The organism is Paenibacillus sp. GCM10027628 (genome assembly GCF_042676385.1).
Taxonomy (GTDB): domain Bacteria; phylum Bacillota; class Bacilli; order Paenibacillales; family NBRC-103111; genus Paenibacillus_E.
In genome coordinates, this window is record NZ_JBHTHA010000036.1 from 371,907 (window position 1) to 388,161 (window position 16,255).

Annotated in this window: 10 protein-coding genes; 2 read left to right on the top strand and 8 right to left on the bottom strand. The window is 46.6% G+C overall.

Translation table 11 applies throughout. The features are described from left to right. Window positions 1-14: 14 nt before the first annotated feature. The 8 genes from ACFQZT_RS24735 to ACFQZT_RS24770 form a co-directional block, all read right to left on the bottom strand. A complete protein-coding gene (locus tag ACFQZT_RS24735) occupies window positions 15-3,125 on the bottom strand; it encodes an efflux RND transporter permease subunit (protein WP_379304169.1) in 3,111 nt (1,036 codons plus the stop codon). Window positions 3,126-3,487: 362 nt separating this feature from the next. Next, window positions 3,488-5,644, bottom strand: a complete 2,157-nt coding sequence (locus tag ACFQZT_RS24740; protein WP_379304171.1) for a COG1470 family protein — start codon at window positions 5,642-5,644, stop codon at window positions 3,488-3,490. A 156-nt stretch (window positions 5,645-5,800) separates the two neighbouring features. Beyond that, a complete protein-coding gene (locus tag ACFQZT_RS24745; RefSeq protein ID WP_379304173.1) occupies window positions 5,801-7,270 on the bottom strand; it encodes an ABC transporter substrate-binding protein in 1,470 nt (489 codons plus the stop codon). Continuing rightward, window positions 7,267-8,193: an ABC transporter ATP-binding protein gene (locus tag ACFQZT_RS24750; RefSeq protein ID WP_379304175.1), complete on the bottom strand. Its 927-nt coding sequence runs from the start codon at window positions 8,191-8,193 to the stop codon at window positions 7,267-7,269. Before ACFQZT_RS24750 ends, ACFQZT_RS24745 begins: the two co-directional genes overlap by 4 nt. 3 nt (window positions 8,194-8,196) lie before the next feature. Further along, window positions 8,197-11,133, bottom strand: a complete 2,937-nt coding sequence (locus ACFQZT_RS24755) for an ABC transporter permease (protein ID WP_379304207.1) — start codon at window positions 11,131-11,133, stop codon at window positions 8,197-8,199. 5 nt (window positions 11,134-11,138) lie between these two features. Beyond that, window positions 11,139-12,245: a permuted SH3 domain-containing protein gene (locus ACFQZT_RS24760; RefSeq protein ID WP_379304177.1), complete on the bottom strand. Its 1,107-nt coding sequence runs from the start codon at window positions 12,243-12,245 to the stop codon at window positions 11,139-11,141. Further along, complete coding sequence (locus tag ACFQZT_RS24765; RefSeq protein ID WP_379304209.1) at window positions 12,208-12,933, bottom strand: ABC transporter ATP-binding protein; 726 nt, start codon at window positions 12,931-12,933, stop codon at window positions 12,208-12,210. The genes ACFQZT_RS24760 and ACFQZT_RS24765 overlap by 38 nt, the downstream gene beginning before the upstream one ends. Before the next feature lie 325 nt (window positions 12,934-13,258). Continuing rightward, complete coding sequence (locus ACFQZT_RS24770; RefSeq protein WP_379304179.1) at window positions 13,259-13,804, bottom strand: GNAT family N-acetyltransferase; 546 nt, start codon at window positions 13,802-13,804, stop codon at window positions 13,259-13,261. A gap of 175 nt (window positions 13,805-13,979) precedes the next feature. Between ACFQZT_RS24770 and ACFQZT_RS24775 the strand changes: the two genes are divergently transcribed. Next, a complete protein-coding gene (locus ACFQZT_RS24775) occupies window positions 13,980-15,347 on the top strand; it encodes a dipeptidase (RefSeq protein ID WP_379304181.1) in 1,368 nt (455 codons plus the stop codon). Between the two features lie 10 nt (window positions 15,348-15,357). Then, window positions 15,358-15,864: a GNAT family N-acetyltransferase gene (locus tag ACFQZT_RS24780; protein ID WP_379304183.1), complete on the top strand. Its 507-nt coding sequence runs from the start codon at window positions 15,358-15,360 to the stop codon at window positions 15,862-15,864. Window positions 15,865-16,255 lie beyond the last annotated feature (391 nt).

Below are 16,255 nucleotides of genomic sequence, written 5' to 3' on the forward strand. Positions count from 1 at the left end.
ACATGAACTTACTCTCATTGAGCCGTAGTCACTGATTGCTCCACTTGGTTTACATCCGATTTGCCTTTTCTTTTGAACCAACGGCCTTTTCTTTTCCTAAATAAAATCTCATAAATGATAGGCACAATGACGAGCGTCAACAATGTCGATGTCGTAAGACCGCCAATAACAACTACGGCCAGCCCTTTGGAGATAATCGTTCCCTCGGATAAGCCAAGTGCGAGCGGCATGAGCGCGATAATTGTAGCTCCCGCTGTCATGATGATAGGTCTAAGACGCGTTATTCCAGCTTCAATGAGTGCGTCACGGATCGCATAACCTTGTTCTCTAAGCTGTTGTACCCGGTCTACAAGTACGATTGCATTCGTTACAACGATACCGATCAACATCAGGAACCCGATCAATGAGGTTACATTTACCGATTCGCGGCTTACGATCAGTCCGATTAGTCCTCCAATTGCAGCTAATGGCAGTGAGAATAGAATCGCGAGTGGTGCTCTTGCATTGCCAAATGCGATAACCATGACCATGTAAACGATGAAGATCGAAGCTATGATCGCCATGAACATTTCCATAAAGCTCTTCTGAATATCATCGGATACGCCTTTTACTTCACGAGTCACGCCTGAAGGCAGTTCCAGTTTCGCAAGCTCTTCGGAAAGTTTTTTGCTGACGCCTCCTTTATCCACACTATTAATTTTTGCAGTAACGCTGATGATTTGATCTTGATTTTCACGACTAATGCTATTTGGAGCCTCAATTTGTTTAACTTTAGCTACTTCATTCAATTGTATGGTTTGCCCGGTAGGCGTCTTTATCAGCAATACGGCTAATTTATCCACTGAATTTTTATATTCCGGATTCAGCATCACTTTGGTCGAATAAGTCACGTTATTAAATTTCAGGTCGCCTAGTTTATCTTCGGAAATCCAACTATTGACGGTTTGCAAAATTTGCGCTGCGGATAGACCGTAAAGTCTCGCTTTATTTTGATCAACCGTGATTTCGACCTCGGTTTTGGAATCGCTCAAGGTGTCTTTAATGTCATTAAGCTCAGGGAACCCCTTCAGTTTATCTTTGACCATTTGTGCAGCTACTTTGAGATATAGCAGATCGTCTCCCTTAAGCGAATAGGAAAAATCTCCTCCGGTAGACGTTGGCGGACCTCCTGTAAACAATTGAACATTAACTTCAGACCCGACGGGCAAAAGTTTCAGCATTTCTTCTTTATACAATTTAGCGGCTGCGTCAGCCTCTGTGCCTTGACTAAACTCAAAGAACATCATCGTTCTATAGGCGAATCTGTCACTGCTTTGGTTGTAACCAACAAGAGATTCGATGTACTTGAATGAAGGCTGGCCGGTTTTATCTTTAAACGATTTCAGATGCGCTTCAATTTCTTTCGACTTCTCATTCATCATGTCGAGCGATGTTTCCCTCGGCATTTTGATTTGAATAGCCCCTTGCTTAACGGATTCGCTGGCAGGCATGAAGGAAACCGCTAAATTAGGGACGGTTGTAATAATCGACAAAATGAGGACTAAACCAGCAATCAGCAATGTTTTGATGCGGTTATTTAGGGACCAAATGAGCACCTTTTTGTACCGCAATCCCATTGGGCCTACATGATTCTCATCGTGGTGCGTAACCTTCTTGTTGCTAAGCACCATAAGCTTTGCCAGCATTGGAATAACTGTTAGAGCGACGATTAAGGAAGACATCAAAGCAACGACGAGCGTAATTGCAAAGGGACGGAACACTTCACCGACGACCCCGCTGACAAAGCCTATCGGACCGAACACGCCAACCGTCGTTATGGTCGAAGAAGTGATCGCATTAGAAACCTGCTGAGTCGCTAACTTAATCACAGATTCATTGCGTTCTTGCGCCTTCTGCAATTGACTATAGATATTCTCAATGACGACGATACTATCGTCCACGACCCGTCCGATTGCAATGGCCATGCCCCCGAGCGTCATAATGTTCAAGGAAATACCCAATGGTCCCATGACTAATAACGTTACGAGGATGGATAATGGAATAGAAACAAGTACGATGACCGTCATACGAATATTACGTAAGAAGAGTAAGATCATTAAAGATGCCAACACGGCACCCAATCCGCCTTCTTGCACCATACCATGAATCGATTTCTTAATGTCATTGGCTGAATTGTAAATCGTATGGAATTTTACGCCAGGTAGTGTTTTCTCCCAATCAGTAATGAGCTTATTGGCGCTGTCTGCAAACTCAACGGCATTGGCTGCTTTGGTTTTATAAAGCAGGACACCGATTGCCGGTTTATCGTCCAATCTTGCGATAAACGTGGACTCGCTGATCGCTTCAACTTTGGCAAGCTGCTTAAGTAAGAGCGTATCGCCGGTTTTCGTCGTTATTTTCAAGTTATCCAAATTGTAAATCGTATCGAATTCGCCTTTAACCCGAACCATCTGTGAGTTGCCATTGAAGTCGACCGTACCGGCAGGACTTGAAACAAGCGATGCTTTAATTAGACTCGCAACGTCCGCAGGCGTTAAACCGTAATTGTTAATGGCCGGCGCATCCAGCTTGATGGTAAGTACGGCATCCTGATTGCCGACGGAATCAACGTGGTCAATCCCTTTTAATCCATTAAAGCCAGGAAGAATCGTATCCTTGTAGTTCTTATCCAACTCGGTTTGATTGATTCCTTTTTCACCATACACAGCCAAGTAATACACAGGTTCAGAAGCAAAACCTGCCGTTAAAACTTTTGGCTTTTCCGCACTCTGTGGAAGCTTGACGTTGGAGATTAAACTTTCAACGTCTTTTTTGACATCCTCAGGCTTCTTGCTCTGTTCCAATTCCAGAACGATCTGGGAGTAATTATCCTGCGAACTGGATGTTAAATTTTTTAGACCATCCAACCCGGCTACTGCTTTTTCCAGCGGCTTTGTAATTTCATCTAGCACGTCCTTCGGAGGTGCTACATATGTAGTGCTTACGATAACAACCGGAAACGTAATATCCGGCATGCTTTCTACCTTAAGTGTTGTCGTAGAAAAGGTTCCTCCTACTACCAACAGCAGCATGATAATGAAAACTGCTGCAATATTTTTCATTGAAAAATTTGTTAACTTGTTCATTCCCACTTCTCCCCCATCACCAGCTTTGTTTCCAAGTATTACCGGTCTGTACTCATTCATCATAAATGACATTTCTTAACAAAACATAAACAGGTGTTGAAATTTTTATGTATTTTTTCTTTTTTCCAGTAGTCTCTCTTGCCTATCCCACACTCCTCCAAACAGTTTCCAAAACATGCATTATGGATTTATTATATATGCGACAATTCGTAAATGCAGGTGAATTAAGTCATATCCTAAGTCATATAATCAGTCATGCCATTTCCCCTATGATTATGACTTCATGTGACTATACAATTCCCCCGTTATAAATAACAAGAAGCGAAGGCATGCGGCCTCCGCTTAGGTAGAAAAAGTATGAATTAGTCCGTTGTAACAAACCAGTCCGCTTTTTGCGAAGCGAGCAGCTTTCTTTGACCTTGAAACTCGTCGTAGATACTAAGCGTGTATTGTTTAAGGAATTGCGTCCTGAAAATGAGTCCTGCATCAGAGATCGAAATTTTGAAGTTTTCCCTCTTCCCTAGACGAATCTTCGTGTCTTCATCCGCGGTCGAATCTCCGTTAATCACATCGAAATCTTTGAAATCAAATTTTTTCTCAAAACTCTTCTCACCGCCACCGTCTTCAAAAACGAGCAGCAAGTTATGACCTTCCGTATTAATTTCGGTCAACTTTTCCTTTGTTAATTCATAATTGAATTTCAGCGTGAAATTGCTGCCGTCGATCGAAGTACCGATCTTATTAATATTGATCGTATAAGGGAACAACTCGACATTAGCCAACGTCTTCTTCACATCTTTATTCTCTTCCGGCAACCAGTAAGAAACAGGATTTACATAGGAATCCGCCACTGCTTTGTCGCCTTCGGAAAGCTTGCCGTCAGTAACTGCGTCGCCGAGCAATAAGCTCATATTCGCTGTTGAATAGCCTTTTGGAAGCGAAGCCCAGACATTTAACAGCGCTTTGCCGGTAGGACTCACTTTATTTTTCACTTCGGCGACGTTCGCCGGAAATACCGTTCCATCCGATGAACGGAAATTGGCAACCAACTTGCTCACATTCGTGAAACGCTTCTCCAGATTCGTTGCCTCAACCATTGCCGAGTACATGACATTCGTTTTATCCGCATAGGTAGATACGCTTCGAACGACATATTTCGTTTTGCGCCCTACATCGTTCAAGGTATAAGCTTGACCCATGCCAATATATGGAATCGCTTGAAGTTCAGCTTGCGTGGAGAATTCAAGCACATCCGTTACAGTTCCGCCATCAGTACCGGTTCCAGTACTTGTCGTAGATGTCGTGCCCTCTTTTTCCTGAAGGACAAGCTTAATGTGAGAGAAGTCATATGTATATGGCACTTTCCCAGCAAGCTGCAGATTCACATTAGCTCCAGCACCCAAACCGATCACTTTAGATGTCTGGATGACTTTTGCTTCAATTTTTACCGCATCGTCAAGGAGGAAATATCCCGTTAAATTCGGAATCGGCAGTGATTGGTCGCCTTTGTTGCTCAAGGTCAAATCGGCCGTCAAAATATCCTGATCCTCCCAAGGCAACCTATGCAGCGCATTCAACTGTGTCGTATAAACACCCGATTTATTGGTAAACGTATACTCTTTTCCGACCGAACCGCCATCTCCTTGGGTGACTTGAGGTAATTGGAATGCGGCAACGGATACGTTCAACTTCAAATCAGCAATCGGTTCCGCTATTGTCAGCTGCCAATTATCCGGTGCTACCGCGACTGGAATCGACCCGGAAAGCTGAATCTCCTTATTTTCCTTAGGGTTGATCTTCAAGTCTTTAATCCCTTTAGCCTCCAGAGGATACAACAGTCCTTCCGAAGTACGGATGGAGAATAGGTAGGAAGGAATTGTTACCGTGTTGCTCCCCGCATTCTCGAGTGTCAAATACACCGTTGGCACGTAATATTTTTCATTTTTGTTGCTAATAAACTTCTTAATGGATGCTTTTACGTCAGTTCCACCTATGGAAACGATGGCAGCTCCATCCGCCGGCGTTACGTCCGTATAGGTATCCGGAACAGCGACTTCACCCAGCACACGCTCAAAATTCGATTGACTGAAATCCCATTTAATAAATTGGACAACGAGATCCTGTAGATTCGTATTGGCATTGACAGTCGCATAAAAAGTCAGATCAGTGCTAGAACCTGGAGCCACACGATTCTTGTCTTTGTAAGCAGGTAGCAATCGTGCTGAGAATTGGTTACCCGTCTTACTTTTCAACCTTACCCAATAGTCTATAAACTGAAGCTCACTGCTGCCTTCATTATGTATGGTTATGGTAAATGTCGCCAATTTACCGTTTTGGTCTGGCAGCACATGAATTTGCTTTAGTTCAAAATAGCTGCTTGCCGTAATAGAAACCTTGCCCACGGAAGATATAATTGAAGCCTCAGTACCGTCCGCCCATACGGGGACAACCGCACCTAGCACTAATGTTGCAGACAAGGCAATTGTAGCTAGACTCTTATAACGAAACTTGTTGTTCATATCTTTGATGACCTCCTTAGAGTTTTGCTTTAGCAAAACTTACATCGTAAGCATAAGCTGAGTTTTTCGTGAGAAAAACTGACTTCGTAAGCATAGTCTGAGTTTTGCTTTAGCAGAGCTTGCTTCCATAATAGGAAGCAAGCTTCTCATATAACGTTAACCTGCCACGCCCATCGGTACTGCCTGTTGAACCGGTTGAGTCGGATTATCTTTCATCTGCTTCAGCATCGCGTCTCCTTGCGTTTGCCACTCTTTAAGCGCTTCGCGAGCTGTCTTCTTGCCCTTCAAGACGCTATCAAACTGTTGACGCCCGATATCTTGAACTTGGTAAATATTCGGCTTTTGCTGATATATTTTCGTGTTGTTCTCCATTGGAGCCGGCGTCACGTTATAAAAAGCTTCCATATGAAATTCTTGACCGTCTTTCGGCTTCAAATATTTGGAGCGCGCTACCAGATTATAAGAGCTGTGTGATTTCAGTTTGGCCCATTCATCACCATTAATAAATTGAATGAATTTCCAGGCATCCGGCGAATTTTGTGCTTTTGCGTTAATGCCCATAATGCCGTTCATGTAGATCGAACCGCCGACCCCTTTCGCTTCCGGATGAGAAGGCATCGTGACAACATCCCATTCAATCGGCGTAAAGCCTTTGAAGCTTGCCGCATTTTTGTTTGCGTTCGTAAGCTGTTGAATTTGACCATAATGGATAATGCTCATGGCCAGACGCCCTGACATGAAATCGTCGTACGCAAACGGATTTTGCTGATCAAATTGCCGATTCATCGGCTTCTGAGGATCGAAAAGCTCAGGGAATACATTTTCCTTTTGCATTTGCGCCATTTTCGTCCAAACTTTTTCCCATTGATCCGTATCTACGGTCATTTTCTCGCCTGCGTCATCGAACATTTTCAACTGCAGCGGTGCTGTATACATTTGCATTCCGTAAAAGAGATCCCCTTGAGCCTGCGTAGAGAATGAGAATCCGCTCACTTTGTTCTCGCCTTCTCCTTTCGCTACGCGTTTGGCTAGATCAAAAACTTCATCCCAAGTCATACCGTCTTTTGGAAAATCAGCACCGGCATCCTGGAACATTTTCTTATTATAAATGAGTGCGGATGAGCTGAAAGAAGGTGCCAATGCATAAAGTTTGCCGCCTCCGGCATTTTTGATGCCGTCAATGACTGCGGGTACGATTCCGGCTGTATCGAATTTATCCTTAGTAATGAGAGGATCAAGCTGAGTCAGCAGATTGCTTTCGACCATCTCGGGCAGCTGCTCATAGCCGATCATGACCAAATCCGGCGGATTGTCGCTTTGCATCACTTCTTTGAGTTTCTCTAAAGGATCGGGCATCTTCTCGCCTGGTTGCATGCCGCCGTAGCGATATTTCTCATCCATTGTCGGTATGATTTCAATTTTGATATTTGGATTGGCAAACTCGAATATTTCCGTAAATTGTTGTCTGAAGTATTCATCATCACCACCGTAACCTGTGGTTGCGATTTTAAGTACACGCTCTTTTTTATCGTCCGCCTTATCGCCTTTACTGCACGCTACAGCAAGAGGAGCAACCATGGCCAGCGTTAAGGAAACTGCAACAATTTTGCGATTCAAAGTTTTCATTTCATTTTCCCTCCAACAATTTGTGTATTTGGTTCCATATCTTCCTTTTTATCCAGCTGATTCGGAGCTTTGATCATAATCTTCTCGCCATCGAACTCCATTGTCGCTTTCCCGTTAATTTTCAGGGCGGCCAAGTATTCCTTGGGCACCTGCAAACGTCCGGCACGGTCCAGAACCACATATTCTTCATGGGCCTGCGCAGTGAGTCCGGGCAGGGAAGTGCCGTCCTGAGCATGTATTGACGGATTACGGGCAATGAATTCAGAACTCGTCATTCCATCACGGATGGCAACCACCCGACCCACTTTACCCGCCATGGACAAATCGTGCGTAACAATGACAATCGTAACGCCAAGCTCCTTGTTCAACCTCTGGAAAATGGATAGAATCATATCCGCCGTCTTCGTATCGACGGATCCGGTCGGCTCATCCGCCAGCAGCAAGCGAGGGCGATTGGCCAGCGAGATGGCGATCGCAACACGCTGTTGCTCACCCCCCGACAACTCTTGCAACTTGTTATTCAACCGGTGACCGAGCCCGACCCACTCGAGCAGCTGTCTGGCATACGCGCGATCATACTTGCCGCTTAACATCATCGGCATCTCCACATTTTCCAGCGCGGTCAGGTAGGAAACCAGATTCCGCGCATTATTTTGCCAAATGAAGCCCACGGTATTGCGCTTATATTCAACAAGCTGCTTATCGGTGATTTTGAGCAAATCCCAATCGCCGACCTTCACTTGACCTGCAGACGGGCGATCCAATCCTCCCAAAATATTGAGCAGCGTGGACTTGCCGCTTCCGCTGTTGCCGATAATCGCCATAAGCTCGCCAGGCTCGATATGAATGTTAAGCCCCTGCAGAGCGACAACCTCGATGTCGTCGGTTTTATAAATTTTGACCAAACCTTCACAAGTAATCATCAATTATTTCTCCTCTCCGAGCTTCACCGCTTGATGAACGCGCAGCCTGCGTATATGCAAGAATAACAGCGTGGCGCCTGTCAGCATCATGAAAGCAACGACGAAGTAGAGCTGATACGTGTCCTTGGAATCGAAGACAACGCGAAACGGCGGTACCTGCGTCTTCACATTTTCAGAAGTTTGCAGGAACGGAAGGAAGAAATAGCTCGTAAGTTTACCGATGCCGATGCCCAGCGCAATCGATAACCCTGCTGTGAAGCCCTGCTCGAGAAGCAGCATGCCCGTCAACTGTCTGCGGGATAGCCCCATCGCACGTAGAACACCGAACTGCACAACCCGGCTGGAAAGATTAAAGAACCAATACAACATATATCCGATTAATGATACGATCACGGATACCAGAAAACCTAAACTGAGAATACCGAACACGCCGCCACGAGCCGGATGTTTCTTCTGTGTAATAAGTTCATTGCGCACGTCTTTGACAGAAGCGATTTCGATGCCTTTGGCTTGCAGCGCAGTCACCAATGGTGTAACTTTGGCGTCCGGCTTCATCTTCAGCCAAACTTCATAGGGTGCAATTGGTGCTTGATCATATAAATATTCCAGATTCGTTATAAAAAATGGCGTTTGATCCGGGTATTGACTCGGCCAGTAAGGCAGTATGCCGACAATGACGAATTCAACAGGCTGCTGCTGAATCGAAATGGAAAGCAAATCGCCCTCTTTCAGCGCATATTTGCTTGCATAATTAGAAGGAATAATAACGGCTTGCTCGTAGGTGCCAAGCAAGTTCAAATACTGGTTCGGATGCGCCGGGAACAGGTCCGATCGGAACCAGGCGACTTTGGCGAAGTCGACATTATCGATGCCCATGACCATGCCTTGGCCGGTCGACTTGCCGGAGACGACGACATTCCCTTTCGTCTGCAGCACTCTAGCTGCAGCCTCTACGCCTTCGAGCTCGCGAAACATTTGGAAAGGAGGCTCCACGTAGCGAATTTTGGACGGTGTCTCTTCGCCTGGCTTCGGACCGCCACCTCCAGCGCCAGCCCCTTGACCGCCACCGGCGCCACCGTTACCGCCATTACCGGCACCATTGCCTTGGCCGCCTTGGCCTGTACCTTTACCTCCGCCTCCATTACCTTGACCCGCATTCGGGTCCTTGGGCAGATCGTCGGAGAAACCTTCCCAAACCGTCTGCAGCACAACGTCGGTACCGTATTGATACAAGGTCCGCTCCGTTGAGTTCAGATCGATCGTACGAGCGGCCGAGGAGTTATAAACGCCGAGGCCGAGCGTGAGTACGAGCAGGAGCATGAGCGGATAGTACGCTTTGGCGGATCGGGAAAGCTGCGCAAGCGTCAAATATAGCGGAACGGGCAGGAATCTCCTCCCGAGCCATCCGAACAGACGCAGCAGCCATGGGAAGATCCGCAGGAAAAACAAGCCCAGCGCGAAAATCGAGAGCGCCGGAACGAAGAACAATAACGGGTGCACCTGTAATTGATCCGTCGTCAGCCCGGTTTGTACAGACAGTACTTGCCGCTGATCGAACAAGTAATAGCCATATCCGACAATACCTAGCAGGACAATGTCGATGAACCACCGCTGCCACAAGGGAGAACGGTCGGAACGAGCAAGCTGCTGTTTATAATTCACGATCGAGGATCTCGCAAAGATGACCGCAGGGATCACGCTGGCCATAATCGCAATGACGATTGCCAGACCTCCGTACAGCATCGCTTCAGTCGTGAAGCCGACAGGAATGGATTTACGATCCACGAAGGTAAGAAAGCCGCTGGAGGAACCGATGCTTTTGGCCATAAACCATCCGATGAACGGACCGACGAGCAGCGCGATAATGCCGAGCGCCAAACCTTCTAGAAAGTAGATGCCGATAATCTGCTTCGTACTTCCTCCCCGGCTGCGTAGAACTGCAATTACACTGCGCTGACGGTCCAGCGATTGTCTGGCGTTCATCACAATATAATAGAAGACCATCGCAATCATTGGCGCTGCCAGCGTAAACAGCAAAATCTGCATCTGCACGCTTTGCGCTTTGAATTCATTCAAAATCGGTTGGAAGGATACGTCCACCTTCGTATTTTTCAACTTTTGAAATAAGTTAATATCCAATCGTTCCAAACGATTCCCGAGTGGAGACAACTGACTCGTCTGTATGTTCCGCAGATCGAAAGCATAATACCAGTTTGCGAGTTGAAGCGGTATTTTTTTATCGGTTAACAACGATTTCAAGAACACATCGTCGCTGACAATTAGCGAATTGACCAGCCCCTCCAGACCTTGAAACCAATACGGATCGTTTTCATTCTTCGGTTTGAACGAACCGGCGATCTTCACCTTAAGCAGTTGACTCCCGCTGGCTCCGGATACCGAATAATTAAATATATCTCCCACATGCAGATCGTTCCGGTACATGGCTTCTTCCAGCACTACGGCTTCGATGACACCATTATCGGTCTTGTCGGAAGCCATCTGCCCCATCGACCATTCGACTTGATCTTTTAAGCCGCTTAGAGAAGTCAACGTCATCTGCCGGCGCTTGCTTGGATCCACTTTCGTAGTTTCTGTCGGAGTTAACTGCGCTCCTTTGATCGTATAACTTCTGGCATAAGCTTCTGTAGGAAAGCCGATGTCCTTCGGAATCTGATCCTGGATATAGACATTGACGTCCTTCAGCTCATCTAACCCTGCGCGATCGGAACCAACGGCCTGATAACGAATAAGTAGTGAGCCCGCCGGCAATCCGCTGCTTTTCTCCTCCAGCGATTTGGCGACGACCCGCTTCAGCGAACCGTTTGCATACATCGGGATGCTGGTTGTAAAAGCGACCGCCATCACGAGTCCAAGCAGCGTACTGAGGGTCAGCCAGCGGGTATTCCACATTTTGCGAAACAAAAATCGCAGCATTGGCATGGACATTATCGACCCACTACTTTCTGTCCCGCTGTAAGACCTTTGACAATCTCCACATCCGTCGAAGTCTGCTGGCCGATTTCCACGTCCACTTCCTTCTTGTTGCCTTGATTATCAATGACCTGCACATAGTTGCGCCCTGAATAGGAACGTAGGGCAGCAAGCGGAATGATGGTCGCATTTTCTTTTCTCTGGGTAATAATGGTGACACTAAGCGGAGTTCCACGGTTCAAACCTTGCGGAAATTCATCCAGCTGGACGACAAGGTAGTTATCAATAGAGTCTTGCTGACCACTCTGCCCGTCTCCGGGATAAAATCCGCCCCCTCCATTGTTGTTGTTGTTCGCCTGCGGATTGGGCAACTGCTTAACCTTTCCTTTGTGCTGGCCGGCGGAATTAATATCCACCACAACTTCCATGCCGATCGCTACTTTCTTCGCATCGTCTGCCGTAATGCTGGCAGCCACGGTCAATTGCGTTAAATCGGCGATTGTCGCTACAGACTCATTGGATTTCACCGTATCGCCTTTTTTTGCCGTTACGGTAACAATCGTTCCGCTAAACGGAGCGAGCAGTTTCGCTTTGCTCACCTGAGAATCCAACTTGCTCAGATCTTCCCGCTTCAGCTCAAAATCAATTTTCGCCTGCTCGATTTGCTCCGGCGTCATCTCATCGGCTTTGCGCAGCGTTTCAATCATCGTCAGTTCATCTTTTCGAGTTTGCAGTCGTTTACGCTTCAGGTCGCTCTCCATATCGGAGACGTCAAGCTCGGCAATCGGCTGACCTTTCTCCACCGAATCGCCATTTTTCACAAGCACCGCACTAATCCGCTTGCTGGTCATATCTTCGGAGAAAAACAGCTTTTCCTCCTGCAGGGCCATTAAACGCCCGCTCCCTCTAACTTTCGTCTCAAGGGTATCGGTTTTCACCACGTACTCTGGCTTTTTAGAAAGCTTAGGCGGGTTGATGGTCGGAAGTGCTTCCTCTTCCTGCTCTTTAGGCAGCAGTGAACATCCGGAAGCGAAAATAAGACTAGAACATATTAAAAGTGCAGCTAATGGCTTCATCGTCCGATTACGAGACGAATCTTCCGTCCACCATTTCGTAAACATGATCGGCAACCTCCAAAATCGTAGGGTCATGAGTGGTCATACAAATCGTGACTTGCTCGCTCGCGATGATATTGCGGAACACAGACATAATCTGCGCGCCCATCTGCGAATCCAGTTCGGCAGTCGGCTCATCCGCCAAAATCAGCGAAGGTCTGTGTGCGATCGCCTTGGCTATCGCAACCCGCTGCTGCTCGCCGCCGGATAGTTCGAAAGGGCGATGATGCATCCTTTTGCCGAGCCCGACAAGTTCCAGACAATGGGTCACTCTCGATTTCCACTGGGAACGAGGCGTGCCAGCCATCCGCAAAGCTAATTCAACATTTTCCCATGCGGACAGAAGCGGCATTAACGCGAAAGATTGAAATATAAATCCAATTTCTTTGCGCCGAATTTGCGTTCGTTCATCATCGCTGCAGCGATGGAAGGGATGCCCCTGAAACAGGATCTCCCCCTCATTGGGTTGATCCAAGCCGCCTATCAGATTCAGCAGCGTAGTTTTCCCCGAACCCGAGCGGCCTTTCAGCATAACTAGCTGCATTGGACGAAGCTCCATTTCAATACCTTTGAGCACATCCAGCTTCTGACTGCCGACTTGAAACGATCGCTGTACGCCCGTGACGGTTAAGAGCGGACCAGCCGCTCCGAAATCCCGTGAGGGAGGAAAATCAAATTGCGGTTCATCCTTTATTGCTATCGCCACTGTCGTGCTTCTATTTTTTTTACGAAGCCAACCTGCCAAGCCTATTCCTCCCTTTCATTTCCAGTCTGTATGATAAAGTAGACGGAGCAAGTTTCGAAAAAGTTCCAGAAAGCTGAAAATTTCCTGAAAACAACCTGAAAATAAGCTGAAATTATATATATTTTGGTCCACGCACATTCATTTATACCATTATATGGTTTTTCTATCAATCCCTCTCACTTCCTAATTTTGTCATCCTATACATCGATAGAAATATCATTAGGCACAAAAAAAAAGCCTTGATGGAATCAAGACCTTACTGAATCGATTTCGATTATTCCAAAGCTGCGTTACGTAAGACCATATGATAATGGTCCTCCCAGATACCATGAATCTTTAAATACTTGATGGCCAGGCCTTCCTCATAAAATCCTAATTTTTGCACCACTTTCAGCGATGCCTTGTTGCGGGGCATAATATTCGCTTCGATACGATGCAGCTTCAATTCATGAAAAGCATGCTCGATCACCGCTCTAATCGCCTCTGTCATCAGACCTTGATTCAACTCCCGCGCATCCGATTTATACCCCAAGTGACACGAATGAAATGCTCCTCTAACGATATTGCTTAGCGAGACCGAGCCCACGATGCGATCTTGAAATAAAAGCCAAACTTTAAATAACTGGCCTTCTTCTATCTTTTTCTGTTCTTGCTCCAAGGTCCGGGCTTGGTAATCCAATGTATAATACTCCTCATTACGTTCGGGCTCCCATGGTTCCAAAAAAATACGATTTCGTAGGATATAGTCCAATACCAAATCCGCAGACGAGCTGCTTAAAACGACCAGCTCCATTCGTTCTGTTTGGCAAATTCGCTTCATATATGTAGGCTCCTTCAACTTAAGTTTGATGAACATAATACCTAATTTTATCCAAATGGTACAAGTATGTCATCACGGAAGCAGTAAATAATTAACCATTGGCAGGATTTTTTCTTCCCATAGGGAACTTTAAAAGTTAGAACCATTAATTGCTATCCAGAAGGAGACTTTGCACATGATCGAAACTTTAAAATCATACTATGAGCAGCATCGGGACAAACACATAGAGGAATTGATGCAATTTTTACGAATTCCAAGTATTAGCGCAGTTGCGGAACACCAACCGGATATTATCCGCTGCGCCGAATGGACGGCAGCTTCATTAAAGCAAGCCGGTCTGGAAAATATTGAAATTATGCCGACAGACGGACACCCAGTCGTATATGCAGATTGGCTTCATGCGCCGGGTCAACCTACAGTTCTTGTTTACGGTCATTACGATGTTCAACCGGCAGAGCCGCTGGAGCTTTGGTCGACGCCTCCGTTCGAGCCCATTATTCGCGATGGCAAATTGTTTGGGCGGGGCAGTACGGACGACAAAGGTCAATTGCTGCTTTACGTCAAAGCCGTAGAAGCTTTCTTGCGTACGACCGGGAGTCTGCCGGTGAATATCAAATTTTGTATTGAGGGCGAGGAAGAGATCGCCAGTAAGAACCTGCCGCCATTCGTCGACAAACACAAGGAAAAATTGAAGGCGGATGTCATTACGCTCTCGGATACGCAAATGCAAGGTCCCGGTAAACCTTCGCTCATGTACGGACTACGCGGCCTCGCAGGGTTCGAGATCATTGTAGAAGGAGCGAATAGCGACCTCCACTCAGGCCTTTTTGGCGGCGCTGTGCAGAACCCGATTCATGCGCTCTCCAAGCTGCTCAGCTCGTTTCATGACGACAATGGCCGAGTGGCGGTCAAAGGTTTTTATGACAGAGTCATCGAGCTTACCGAAAAAGAACGCGAATCATTTAAACAAGTAGAACCGGATGCGAATAAGGTCCGCACGGATCTCCAAGTGGACACCTTGTACGGGGAAAAAGGATTCTCGTTCTACGAGCAAACGACATCCCGACCAACCTTAGAGATTACATCCGTTAGCGGCGGATTCCAGGGAGAAGGCATCAAGCCGATTATCCCGAATCGCGCTATTGCTAAGATAGCATGCCGTCTCGTCGCCGCCCAAGTACCGGATGAAATCATGGATGCCATCGAAGCGCATATACGGGCTCATACACCACCGGGCGTGAAAATCAGTCTAGATCGACAGCTGCGCGGCAATCCGTTCCTTACCCCGATCGACGAGCCCGTTATGGTCGCTGCCTCCGAAGCTTATGAAGATACTTATGGCTCCTGGCCGGTGTATACGCGAAGCGGCGGTTCCATCCCGATCGTCGAGGTTCTGGGACGTCTTGTGAACGCGCCGGTTGTCCTGCTGGGCTTCGGTCTGCCGGGAGAAAACTTGCATGCGCCTAATGAGCATTTTCACTTGGAAAATTGGGATAAAGGGTTGGAGACCATCAGCCGGTTTTGGTTGAAATTAGCTCTTTAAGGAGAATCGCATGAGCACAAACGATTTAACGATTCGTGAAGCACGATTAGAAGATTTACCCGAGATCGTGCGCATTTATAATTCAACCGTCGCCGGACGTATGGTAACCGCTGATACGGAACCTGTTGAAGTCCAAAGTCGTGAAAAATGGTTCTATGAACATTCCCCTGACTTTCGCCCATTATGGGTACTCGAAAGCGGAAACAATATTTGCGGCTGGCTCAGCTTTCAGTCCTTTTACGGAAGGCCAGCGTATAATGCCACCGCTGAAGTTAGTATCTACATGGATGAAGCATTCAGGGGCCGCGGCATCGGTCGTTACCTGCTGCAGCAAGCGATTGACGCTTGTCCAAGGCTGCAGATAAAAACGCTGCTCGGTTTTATATTTGGTCACAACGAGCCAAGCTTGAAGCTATTTCGCAGTTTCGGTTTCGAAAATTGGGCTCATTTGCCCGGCATTGCCGAGCTAGATGGGATCGAACGCGATCTAATCATTTTAGGCAAACGTGTAGTATAGACATAGAGCTGCAAACTTTTGCAAGTTCACACTACTCTCGAGCCAGCATTCTGTCGAAGCACGCAAAAGGACCGTCAGAGTCTTCCCTGACGGTCCTTTTGTGTGTAAATCCATCCATTTGTGAATTAGGAGAAAATTAGGTATCGCATCTAACCACTTCAAATCAGTAGCGATGAAAAATATCATTATGGGATCGATTCCATTTTCTCTAACGTCTGTAACGATGAGAAACATCGCTATTCCTTCGTTCTGGGATCATGATACTGCCTTTTTCTACTCTGGAACGATGGATAACATCGCTATTCACTCGTTTCCAATTACTTTTACTTCTGTAACGCTGAATAACACACTAAGCATGCACGAAAGCTGACATGAAAGAGATTTAAAGAGG

Coding starts and splice junctions, on each gene's coding strand:
- ACFQZT_RS24740 (WP_379304171.1), bottom strand. CDS start 5,644: ATGAACAACAAGTTTCGTTATAAGAGTCTAGCTACAATTGCCTTGTCT.
- ACFQZT_RS24760 (WP_379304177.1), bottom strand. CDS start 12,245: ATGTTTACGAAATGGTGGACGGAAGATTCGTCTCGTAATCGGACGATG.
- ACFQZT_RS24735 (WP_379304169.1), bottom strand. CDS start 3,125: ATGAACAAGTTAACAAATTTTTCAATGAAAAATATTGCAGCAGTTTTC.
- ACFQZT_RS24750 (WP_379304175.1), bottom strand. CDS start 8,193: ATGATTACTTGTGAAGGTTTGGTCAAAATTTATAAAACCGACGACATC.
- ACFQZT_RS24780 (WP_379304183.1), top strand. CDS start 15,358: ATGAGCACAAACGATTTAACGATTCGTGAAGCACGATTAGAAGATTTA.
- ACFQZT_RS24745 (WP_379304173.1), bottom strand. CDS start 7,270: ATGAAAACTTTGAATCGCAAAATTGTTGCAGTTTCCTTAACGCTGGCC.
- ACFQZT_RS24775 (WP_379304181.1), top strand. CDS start 13,980: ATGATCGAAACTTTAAAATCATACTATGAGCAGCATCGGGACAAACAC.
- ACFQZT_RS24755 (WP_379304207.1), bottom strand. CDS start 11,133: ATGCCAATGCTGCGATTTTTGTTTCGCAAAATGTGGAATACCCGCTGG.
- ACFQZT_RS24770 (WP_379304179.1), bottom strand. CDS start 13,804: ATGAAGCGAATTTGCCAAACAGAACGAATGGAGCTGGTCGTTTTAAGC.